The organism is Acidimicrobiales bacterium, assembly GCA_036270875.1.
Taxonomy (GTDB): Bacteria; Actinomycetota; Acidimicrobiia; order Acidimicrobiales; family AC-9; genus AC-9.
Genome location: DATBBR010000022.1, coordinates 21,861 through 31,779, shown reverse-complemented (window position 1 = coordinate 31,779; position 9,919 = coordinate 21,861). Strand labels below are relative to the sequence as shown.

The window sequence follows — 9,919 nt, the reverse complement described above, 5'->3', positions numbered from 1 at the left end:
AGCCCCGGCCTTGGCGATGGCGAGCACCTCCGACGGCGACAGGTACGCGGCGCTGACACGAGCCGGCGCGGTGGCGAACGTGCAGTAGGCGCAGCGATCCCGGCACAGTCTGGTCAGGGGGACGAACACCTTGGGGGAGTACGTCACCCGGTGGCCATGGGCGCCGTCGCGTCGCCGGCCAGCGGCCGCCAGCACCTCCTCGAGCGGCGCGGCCACCAGGTCCGTTCGCATAGGCGTCACCTTAGAGGCGCGGCGCCGCCTCCCGGTCCACGAGCCAGACCACCCGCTCGGCAGTGACCCGCGCCGCCGGCAGGTCCGCGCCGTCGACCACCGCCTGGAGCGCCTCCCGCTTGGACTCGCCCGCCACCGTGAACAGCACCAGCCGTGAGCGGGCGATGCCCGAGAGGGTGAGGGTCATCCGGGGATAGGGATTGCGCGAGCTGGGGTCGGAGTTCACGCAGACGAGGCGGCCCGGGTCGGCGTCGAGCGCAGGGGAGCCGGGGAAGAGCGAGGCGGTGTGGCCGTCGGGGCCCAATCCCAGATGCGTCACGTCGAACCGCCCGACTTCGCCCACCCGGAGCTGGTAGGGATCGGGGCCCTCCTCGCAGCGCATGGGGTACACGGCATTGGCGGCCCCCACCCGCTCGAGGAGCGCCTCCCTGACCAGCCGCTCGTTCGAGTCGGGACTGTCCGGGGGGACGCAACGCTCGTCGCCCCAATAGATGTCGACGGCCCACCAGTCGATGCGCTGGGCTCCGTCGATCGCCAGCCGCTCGTAGCACTGCCGCGCCGTCTCTCCGCCCGACAGGGCCATGGCGAACGATTCACCAGCACGGTGCTCGAACGCGTCGATCACGCGTTCCGCGAATGCTCCGGGGACGTCATCGACCACCACCAGCTCGCCGTTCATCGGTGCGTGCCCAACGCCGCCCCGATCGCCATCTCGTAGATCCGATCATGCCTGACGCAGGTCAGCGCCTCGGCCAAGGCGGCCGCGAGCGGGTCCTCGGGAAGCGTCACGGCATCCTGGCGCCGGGGGCCACCCTCGATCTCGGCCACGGCCGTCAGGAAGCCGTCGTCCTCCTCCCTGGCGACGCTGAAGCGCCCGATGCCGCCGCCGCCAGAGGCGACGAGCGTGATGGTCGCATCGCTCGCCGATCGACGGGAGACGGACGAGGCGGGCAGCTCGAGCCGATCCTCCAGCCAGCCGGCCAGCAGCATGGCCGAGCCGGGCCGGGCGGCGACCTCGGCCCTGTCCACCACGCCGGCAAAGTGCCTGAAGTCGCCGGCGTCGAAGAGGGTCACAAGCAGTCGCCGCCACGGCGTCAGTCGGATCCACGACAGATCGATCAACGGTCGGCGTTGGGCGAGCTCGAGCAGTCGCGAGAAGACATCGGCGACGGGCCCGTCGGCGGTATCGCCTGCCGTCGGGCCGCCCTCGCCCGGCTGGGGCGGAGATTCGACCACGACGACGTCCGCGGCGCCGACGAGCGGTTCGGCGGGATCAGGGACGGCGGACGGGTACCAGACGGTGACGGGCAGGTCCCCGAGGGTCAGGGGCTCGACCAGCGAGTCGAGGTGGTCGCCAGCCGGTCCCCCCACCTTGATCTGGACCTCCTCCCACCAGACCGGACAGGCGTCCACCGTGGCGTGGTAGAGGCGGACCTGCGCATCGACATGCGGATCCGCTGCGGAGTCCGGCATGAGGATGACGGTGCGGCCCGGGTTGCGTCCGCCGAGCTGCCGCATGGCGTTGCGGGCACGTGCTGCGTCCGCGTCGTCTTCGGCGACGACGACGAGGTTGATCGTGCTGATGCGGGTCGCGGCGCGTTCCTCACCACGTCGCAGGTCGAGCAGGGCGTCGTCGACCTGACCGATGCCGACGCCTCGGCCGGACCACGAGGCCATCGGCGTCGGCTCGCTCGGCTGCGACACGGCCCCTGCCGCCTGGGGCGCTACGGAGTCCGCCACCGTCTCTGGTCGCGCTCGAGCAGCAGGTCTGCTTCCTTGGGTCCCCACGTTCCGGCCTCGTAGCTCGACAGCGGAGGGTTGCCACGGGCCCAGGACTCCAAGATCGGGTCGACGATACGCCAGGCCTGATCGACTTCGTCGGCACGGATGAAGAGCGTCGGGTCGCCCACCATGGCGTCCAGGAGGAGGCGCTCGTACGCCTCGGGCGTCTCTTCGAGGAAGGCGGCGCCGTAGGAGAAGTCCATGGACACCGTCCGTACCCGAAACGTCTGTCCCGGCACCATGGCCCCGAAACGCAGGGTGATCCCCTCGTCGGGTTGAATCCGCATGACGAGAGAGTTGGGCTCCAGGCCCTCGGCCAGGTGACCCTCGAAGGACAGGTGCGGCACCGTGTGGAACTGCATGGCCACCTCGGTGACCCGCTTGGGCAAGCGCTTGCCCGTGCGCACGTAGACCGGGACGCCCGCCCAGCGCCAGTTGTCGACGTTGAGGCGCATGGCCACGTACGTCTCCGTGGTGCTGTGCGGATCGACACCCTCCTCCTGGCGGTACCCGACGACCTTCTCGCCCTCGACCCAGCCTTCCTCGTACTGGGCGCGGACCACGTCGGTGGCCACGATCTCGGGGGTGGGGATCACGACGGCCCGCAGCGCCTTCACCTTCTCGTCCCTGATGCCCTGACCGTCGATCCGCACGGGCGGCTCCATGAGCGTCAGAGCCATCACCTGCATGACGTGGTTCTGCACGATGTCGCGCAGGGCCCCGGCCGTCTCGTAGAAGCCACCGCGGTGCCCCACACCCAAGCTCTCCGCCACCGTGATCTGCAGGTGGTCGACGTACCGCCGGTTCCAGATCGGCTCGTAGATGGCGTTGGCGAAGCGCAGGGCAAGGACGTTCTGGACTGTCTCCTTCCCCATGTAGTGGTCGATCCGGTAGACCTGCTCCTCCCTGAAGGATCTGTGTATCGCCTGGTCGAGCTTGGTGGCCGACGCCAGGTCGCGTCCGAACGGCTTCTCGACCACCAGACGGACGAAAGAGCCCGGGCCGGCCGGCCGGTTCAGTCCGTGCTTGCGGAGCGCCCCGGCCACCTCGCTGAAGACGGCCGGGATGGTGGCCAGGTAGTAGATGCGGTTCCCTGCGGTACCGACGTTCTCGTCCAGGTCGCTGAGGACGCTCTTCAGCTTGTCGAAGGTGTCCGGGTGGCCGTAGTCGCCCGCAACGTAGCGAAACCGCGCCACCGCGGCCTTCCACTCCGGTCCTGCATCCGGTACCGACTCGATGGCGATCCTACGGAAGTCGTCGTCGCTCAGCTCGGAACGGGCCACACCGACGACGGCAAAGGTCGAGCCCAGCGCCCGGCGCCGGCTCAACCGGGCAAGGGCCGGGAGGATCTTCCGCGAGGTCAGGTCGCCGGAGGCCCCGAAGATGACCAAGGCGACCGGGGGCGCCCGCCGAGCGCCCTCCAGACCCTCGGCCAAGCGGCTGGCGGCGTCGGCCTCGCGCGCGCCGACCTCGGTGCTCATTCGGTCCATCCCTTCCTCGCCGCCACGGGTGTCATCTACCGCCCGCTGTTGAGGGCGTTCGCCTTGTCGGTGAGCCGCTGCAGGAGCTCGTCGAACGACTTGGCGAAGGCGGCCACGCCCTCGTCCTCCAGTCGCTGGGAGACATCGGCTATGTCCACGCCTAGTTGTGCGAGGTCGTCGAGGACCTGCTGTGCCTCGCCGAGCGCCTTGTCGACGGTTCGGGCCACCACGCCATGGTCGAGGAAGTCCTCGAGAGTGGCATCCGGCATCGTGTTGACCGTGTCGGGACCGATGAGGTTGTTCACGTACACCAGATCGTCGTAGCGCGGGTTCTTGGTGGACGTGGACGCCCACAGCGGCCGCTGGACGTGCGCGCCCTTGGCCGCCAGGGCCTCCCACCGGGCGCCGGAGAACCGTTCCTTGAACAGCTTGTAGGCGAGCTTGGCCTGAGCAACGGCCGCCTTCCCCCGAAGGGCGAGGGCCGACTCGGCCCGAGCGCCCCCCTCCTGGTCGGCCAGGGCCTCCAGACGGCGGTCGACCTCGGTGTCGACGCGGCTCACGAAGAACGACGCCACACTGGCCACCCGGGACAGGTCCGCCCGCCCGGTCGCGGCCAGCTCCTCCAGCCCGGACAGGTACGCCTCGATGACGTCGTCATAGCGATCGAGGCTGAAGATGAGCGTGACGTTGATGTTGCGGCCCTCGCCGATCATCTTGCGGATGGCCGGAACTCCCTCGGCCGTCGCCGGGATCTTCACGAACAGGTTGGGGGCCTCGATCCGGCCGTGCAGCGCTCGGGCAGCCTCGATGCTGGCGTCGGTGTCGTGGGCGAGCGCGGGAGCCACCTCCAGGGAGACGAACCCGTCCGTGCCACCGCTCGAGTCGTACAGCGGTCGCAACACGGCGAGCGCCTTGGTGACGTCGTCGATGACCAGCTCCCAGTAGGCGTCTTCGACGGCCATCCGCGCCGTCAGGGAGCGAAACTGCTCGTCGTAGTCGTCACCGCCCTCGATGGCCTTGGCGAAGATGGTCGGGTTGGACGTGACTCCTCGCACGCCCAGGTCGGCCAGCTCCGCCAGCCGGCCGCTCGTGAGGAACGATCGCTTGAGGTTGTCGATCCATGGACTCTGTCCCTGCTGGTCGAACAGGTCGTGCAGCTTGGTCATCGGTCGTCCTCTCTGCCCCTTCGCCGGCCTCCCGGCCGGCTCTGTGCCCCTTTGCCGGCCTCCCCGGGCCGTCTCTGACTCCCGGTGGTCATATCCGGGCGACCGGACCCGGCACCGATACGTAGCCTCCGCCGCCGTCCCTCAACCCTACCCAGCGGGCGCCTGCTCACGCCCTCCGTCCACCTCCTGGAGGAGGGCGATGGAGGCGGTGAAGCCGTGGAGGAAGTTTCGCCCTCCCACGGGGCCGAGCTCGCCGGCGGCGAAGAAGCCGGCCATGGGGACCTCGCCCACGGTGTCGGCCAGGGCGCCGGCGTCGTGGTGGGGACTGCCGAACAGGCGGGTGCCGCGGCCGTTGCAGGTGAACATGAGGGCGGCGTCCGCCTCGCGCCCGCTGAGCAGGCTTCGCAGGTCCTCGTCGGCGGCGACGGCGTCCCGAAGGTGGAACTGGACGGTCGTGCCCAGCTCGACCACGTCGTTCACGGCGATGGCCCCCGCGGCCCGGTCGGCGCCGATCACGTTGCGGACGAGGAAGTCACCCCGGCCGAACTCGGCCTTGTGCTCGTCGATGACACGGCCCAGGTGGAGGCCGCCGGCGTTGATGAGGGCGACATCTCGCTCCGCCAGCTCGCGCCGGGCGAGGTCGACCAGACGGTCCAGGGCGGGCTGCCCACCGAGCTCGTAGACGACATTGCCCTCGGCCCGGGTCACTGCCAAGGGATGTCCGACCGGACGACAGCCCTGGGAGACGACGGAGGCCAACTCGACGCCGGGCCCGAGCAGGGCGCCCACGGCGCCGCCGACGCGCACACTCTCGTCCAGCACGAGCCGGTTGCCACCAGGACCCCGCGCGGCCGACGCCATGCCACCGATCACCGGCAGGCCCGGGTGCGCCTGTCCGACCCAGTCGATGAACGCCTCGACCGGAAACGTAAACGGGTCGGCCACGAGGAACAGCGCGGCGGGGTCGAACGGCACCTCGTCGGGCCACCCGCTAACGGCCAGGTGCCGACCCTCGTCGAGGTCGCCAGCGCCGCCAACACCTCCGCCGGAGGCGGCGACGTCGAGGCCGACCGGAACGACAGGTCCGAACCGGCCCGCCCACAGGCACACCGCAGGCCCGCCCTCGACCTCGCGGTTGACGCCCGCCACCGACTCGGCGGCACAACCGACCAACGTGCGCGGCTCGAGGATGGCCCGAACGGCGCCGGCTGCATCCTCCAGGGCGCCCGCGTGGGGCGGGGTGACGAAGACCACGACCAGGTCGGGGGCCACACCGACCGTCTCGAGTGCCTGGCCCGCGACCTCTCCCGTGGCGTGGGCGGTGACGGGATGCTCGGAGATCGCGGAGGCGAACGGCACCGCCTCTCACCCTACTGGCGTGGACCGTCCCGGAAATCCGCGGCGGCCGGCTCGGTGTTCGTCGCCTCCGTCGCCCGGCGCGGCGTCGGACCCTGCGCCATCACCGACGGTGTGCCCGGCGCGCTCAGCCGACCGCTTGTCGCTCCTCGTCCGGATGACCCATCTCGTCCCGCCGGCCGCTCTTGAGCTTCACGTCGTCGTGGCGGATGGACGCCAGACGTGTGCGCTCGAGGGCTCGCACCGCCCACCACGCAGGGTCGATCTGCCCTCGCTCGAGCGCGAACCGGGCCGAGGTCGGCGCCGCGTGATGATTGTTGTGCAGCCCTTCGCCCAGGGTGATCAAAGCCAGCCACTGGTTGTTGCGAGCGAGGTTGTCGTAGGGCCGCCGTCCCCAGGTGTGACCGATGGCGTTGATGGCGGCGCTCAACATCAGGTAGGAGACGGCGTGCACGGCGGCGGCGACCAGCGCCAGCTTCCATCCGAGGATCAGCCACAGCACGAGGTAGCCCAGCGTCAGGCCGACCAGGGCGTGGTCGAAGAGCACACGGTCCCAGGCGTCGCGCGGCAGGTCGCGGGCGTAGCGGCCAACCGTCGCCTCCTCCCGAGCCACCCGGCGGTACATCATCACGTTGCCGAATTGCACGGCGGCGTAGCCCTCGAGGATGGGAGAGTGCGGATCGCCCTCGACGTCGGTGAAGGCGTGGTGCTTGCGGTGCACGGCGACCCACTGACGGGGCCGGATACCGGTGGTGATCCAGGTCAGGAAGCGGGCGATGGCGCTCGCCACCGGCGACAGCGTCATGGCCCGATGGGCCAGGCTCCGATGGAGATAGACGGTCGTGACGAGGATCGCCAGCTGGCAGGTGAGCAAGCCGAGGAGAACAGCGAGGAGCACGCGGGGCACAGGGTCACGGTAGCAGGTGCACCCTCGCACAACCGACGACCAGGCGCTGGTCACAGGCATTGTTTGCTTTGATGTCGGCTGATGGTTGCCAAGCGTTGCCAAGTGGTCGCCAGCTCTCCCGGCGCCTGGTCGCCGCCCCGCCGCAGGCGGAGAGGGCTTGTCCGACGGCCCTCGGATAGCTTCGCTGTCCGTGACACCCACCGACCAACGGATCCAGGTCCCGCCCAACTGCGACCTCACCTTGGGAATGGTGTGCCTGGACAAGTCGCAGCCCGGGAGGACGGTGTGGCGCATGCTCGCTGACGAGCGCTTCGCCAACCCCACGGGCGTCTTGCAGGGCGGGTTCGTGACCGCGTTCGCCGACTCGGCCATGGGGGCGGCGTCGCTTACCTGGGCCAGGGAGCGCAAGGTCTTCTCGGCCAACGCCGAGCTCAAGATCAGCTTTTTCAAGCCGGCGCGCGTCGGGTCGACGTTGACCTGCTCGGCGTCGGTCGTCTCGGGTGGGTCCCGTGCCGCGTTCGTCGAGGCCGAGATCACCGACGACGGGGACCGCCTGCTCGCCAAGGCCACATCCACCTACCTGCTCACGCCTCGCTCGTGACGGCGGGCAGGGAGGCGCTCCCGATCCCGATGTTCCCCCTCGGCACCGTGCTCTTCCCCCACATGGGCCTGCCGCTGCACGTCTTCGAGGCGCGTTACCGCGCTCTCACCCGGGACTGCCTCGAGGCGAGCGGGGAGTTCGGTGTCGTGCTCATCGAGCGGGGATCCGAGGTCGGCGGGGGAGACACCCGCTTCGGTGTGGGCACGGTGGCCGTGATCGCCGAGGCGGCGGAGCTTCCCGACGGACGGTGGGTGCTGCTGGCGACCGGCACCCGGCGCATCCGGGTGACGGCCTGGTTGCCGGACGACCCCTACCCGGTCGCCCTGGTCGAGGAGCTAGCCGACTCCCCCGTCCGGCCGGCCGACATGGAGCACCTCGAGCTGGCCTCGCGGGCCGTGCGTCGGGCACTGGCACTCCAGACCGAGCTGGGCGACCAGCCCGCCGTGCCGGCGACAGTGTCCCTGGACGACAACCCCGAAATCGCAGCCTGGCAGCTGTGTGCGATTGCGCCCGTCGGACCCGTCGACCATCAGCGCCTCCTGGAGACGCCGGACGTGGAGCCCCGCCTGCGGCTGCTGGCCGAGCTGGCCACGGCGGCGGCCGACCTTCTCGGCTACCGCCTCTCCGGAGGCGCTCCCGGCTAGGGGAGCTCTGCCAGAGCCCTAATGCTTGCGTCTCTACCGGTGCGGGGGATAGTAAGGCTGAGCCAATCGGAGGAGTGCATGCCCGAGACCAGCGAAGACGAGGCGCTTCCGGCGCTCGTGTCCGAGCTCAAGGACCTCGTGCTCCAGTACCTCCGGCAGGAGACGCTGGAGCCGATCAAGGCCCTGGGCCGCTTTGTCATCTTGGGAGTTGTCGGCTCGGTGGTCCTCGTCACCGGCCTCACCCTGCTCCTGGTGGGCCTGCTGCGGGGCCTCCAGGAAGAGACAGGGACGACCTTCACCGGCAACCTCACCTGGGTGCCGTACGGTATCTGTGCCCTCACCGGCCTGGTGGTGGCCGTGCTGGCTGCGGCGGCCATCACCCGAGGGCGCGGCAAGTCCCGGGCCAAGAGAGGAGCGGGGGCATGAGCGCGTCGCACGCGGATGAGCGGGTCACGCCCAAGGACATCGAGAGCAAGCTGCGGCAGATCCGTGGTCAGTTCGAGGAGACCACCGAGTCGGCCCGTTCGGGCCTGGTCGCGGCCGGCGTCGTCGGGGCGGTGGTGCTCGTCACGGTGGCCTACGTGCTCGGTCGTCGGCGGGGCCGCCGCCGGTCGACCGTCGTGGAGATCCGGCGGGTCTGAGGTGATCGAGCGCCTGCTCCGCAGCCTGATCCGGACGGGCATGCGACGCGGTGTGCTCGGGGGAAGCCGGTCGTGGGCGATGGTTTGGCTCGCCGCCTTCGCCATCCGGAAGTGGGGCATCCGCCGCGAGGAGGTCGTCTACTCGGAGACCCTCGAGCCAGGTGGGCGCCTGACGATCGTGCACGAGGAACCCCCGGACAAGCACAAGGGACGGCGGGCGGGTCGTCGTTGAGCAACCGATTCGCGGTCGGCGACCGGGTCCTGCTGCTCGACTCGAAGCGCCGCCGTCATCTGGTGACGCTGGCCGACGAGGGCCGGTTCCACAGTCATTCGGGAATCGTCGACCACGCCCAGCTGATCGGCCGTCCCGAAGGGAGCACCGTGCGATCGACCGCCGGGGCCCGGTACGTGGCCCTGCGGCCGACACTGTCAGAGCTGGTGCTGGAGATGCCCCGCGGCGCCCAGGTCATCTATCCGAAGGACCTCGGGGCGATCCTCATGACGGCGGACATCTTCGCGGGGGTCAGGGTGCTCGAGGCGGGCGTCGGCTCGGGCGCCCTGTCGATGGCCCTCCTCCGCGCCGGCGCCGAGGTCGTCGGCTACGAGTTGCGGCCGGACTTCGCTGCTCGAGCGGCGGCAAACGTCGCCCAGCTCCTCGATCGGCAGCACGCCGGCCGCTTCCGGGTGGAGGAGCGCGACATCTACGAGGGCATCGCCGAGGCCGGCGTCGACCGGGTGGTGCTCGACCTCCCCGAGCCCTGGCGAGTCGTCGGCCACGCCGAGGCCGCCATGCACCCCGGCGGCATCCTGGTCGCCTATCTGCCCACGATCGGCCAGGTGACGCAGCTGCGGCAGACCCTGGCCGCCAGCTCCTTCGGGCTGGCCGAGACCGTCGAGGTGCTCCAGCGGACCTGGCACGTGGAGGGCAGGTCTGTCCGTCCCGACCACCGCATGGTCGGCCACACCGGCTTCCTCACCCACGCCCGCCTGTTGGTGGCCGAGGACGGCACCGGCGGGAGCCCTGCGTCGAGCTGACGGTCGACCGGCTGTCGCGACTCGGCTCGGCTGTGACCAATGACCGCCGTGGTGCGTCTGTCCCGCACGCCGGGC

The 9,919-nt window shown here is 70.4% G+C and carries 13 protein-coding genes; 6 read left to right on the top strand and 7 right to left on the bottom strand.

The features are described 5' to 3' along the window. The 7 genes from VH112_02105 to VH112_02075 all read right to left on the bottom strand — a co-directional run. On the bottom strand, nt 1-231 hold a 231-nt coding region (locus tag VH112_02105), incomplete at its 3' end, for a hypothetical protein (protein ID HEX4539010.1). A gap of 10 nt (nt 232-241) precedes the next feature. Continuing rightward, nucleotides 242-910, bottom strand: a complete 669-nt coding sequence (pgl, locus tag VH112_02100) for a 6-phosphogluconolactonase (GenBank protein HEX4539009.1) — start codon at nt 908-910, stop codon at nt 242-244. Further along, nucleotides 907-1,908, bottom strand: a complete 1,002-nt coding sequence (locus tag VH112_02095; GenBank protein HEX4539008.1) for a glucose-6-phosphate dehydrogenase assembly protein OpcA — start codon at nt 1,906-1,908, stop codon at nt 907-909. Before VH112_02095 ends, pgl begins: the two co-directional genes overlap by 4 nt. Before the next feature lie 47 nt (nt 1,909-1,955). After that, nucleotides 1,956-3,494 (bottom strand): glucose-6-phosphate dehydrogenase, encoded by a 1,539-nt coding sequence (gene zwf, locus VH112_02090; GenBank protein HEX4539007.1) that lies wholly within the window; start codon nt 3,492-3,494, stop codon nt 1,956-1,958. A 35-nt stretch (nt 3,495-3,529) separates the two neighbouring features. Beyond that, a complete protein-coding gene (gene tal / locus VH112_02085) occupies nt 3,530-4,660 on the bottom strand; it encodes a transaldolase (protein HEX4539006.1) in 1,131 nt (376 codons plus the stop codon). Nucleotides 4,661-4,807: 147 nt separating this feature from the next. Beyond that, entirely contained in the window at nt 4,808-6,019 is a 1,212-nt protein-coding gene (locus tag VH112_02080; protein HEX4539005.1) for an FIST N-terminal domain-containing protein, read from the bottom strand. A 124-nt stretch (nt 6,020-6,143) separates the two neighbouring features. Beyond that, complete coding sequence (locus VH112_02075; GenBank protein ID HEX4539004.1) at nt 6,144-6,923, bottom strand: fatty acid desaturase; 780 nt, start codon at nt 6,921-6,923, stop codon at nt 6,144-6,146. A 190-nt stretch (nt 6,924-7,113) separates the two neighbouring features. Between VH112_02075 and VH112_02070 the strand changes: the two genes are divergently transcribed. From VH112_02070 to VH112_02045, 6 genes are all read left to right on the top strand, one after another. Continuing rightward, a complete protein-coding gene (locus VH112_02070) occupies nt 7,114-7,524 on the top strand; it encodes a PaaI family thioesterase (protein ID HEX4539003.1) in 411 nt (136 codons plus the stop codon). Next, entirely contained in the window at nt 7,521-8,168 is a 648-nt protein-coding gene (locus VH112_02065) for an LON peptidase substrate-binding domain-containing protein (protein HEX4539002.1), read from the top strand. The genes VH112_02070 and VH112_02065 overlap by 4 nt, the downstream gene beginning before the upstream one ends. A gap of 78 nt (nt 8,169-8,246) precedes the next feature. After that, nucleotides 8,247-8,594, top strand: coding sequence for a hypothetical protein (locus VH112_02060; protein ID HEX4539001.1), 348 nt, complete (start codon nt 8,247-8,249; stop codon nt 8,592-8,594). Continuing rightward, complete coding sequence (locus VH112_02055) at nt 8,591-8,809, top strand: hypothetical protein (GenBank protein HEX4539000.1); 219 nt, start codon at nt 8,591-8,593, stop codon at nt 8,807-8,809. Before VH112_02060 ends, VH112_02055 begins: the two co-directional genes overlap by 4 nt. 1 nt (nt 8,810) lies before the next feature. Beyond that, nucleotides 8,811-9,041 (top strand): hypothetical protein, encoded by a 231-nt coding sequence (locus tag VH112_02050; GenBank protein HEX4538999.1) that lies wholly within the window; start codon nt 8,811-8,813, stop codon nt 9,039-9,041. Further along, nucleotides 9,038-9,844: a tRNA (adenine-N1)-methyltransferase gene (locus VH112_02045; GenBank protein ID HEX4538998.1), complete on the top strand. Its 807-nt coding sequence runs from the start codon at nt 9,038-9,040 to the stop codon at nt 9,842-9,844. The genes VH112_02050 and VH112_02045 overlap by 4 nt, the downstream gene beginning before the upstream one ends. The last annotated feature ends 75 nt before the right edge of the window (nt 9,845-9,919 follow it).

Coding starts and splice junctions, on each gene's coding strand:
- zwf (HEX4539007.1), bottom strand. CDS start 3,494: ATGAGCACCGAGGTCGGCGCGCGCGAGGCCGACGCCGCCAGCCGCTTG.
- VH112_02095 (HEX4539008.1), bottom strand. CDS start 1,908: ATGGCCTCGTGGTCCGGCCGAGGCGTCGGCATCGGTCAGGTCGACGAC.
- VH112_02060 (HEX4539001.1), top strand. CDS start 8,247: ATGCCCGAGACCAGCGAAGACGAGGCGCTTCCGGCGCTCGTGTCCGAG.
- tal (HEX4539006.1), bottom strand. CDS start 4,660: ATGACCAAGCTGCACGACCTGTTCGACCAGCAGGGACAGAGTCCATGG.
- pgl (HEX4539009.1), bottom strand. CDS start 910: ATGAACGGCGAGCTGGTGGTGGTCGATGACGTCCCCGGAGCATTCGCG.
- VH112_02055 (HEX4539000.1), top strand. CDS start 8,591: ATGAGCGCGTCGCACGCGGATGAGCGGGTCACGCCCAAGGACATCGAG.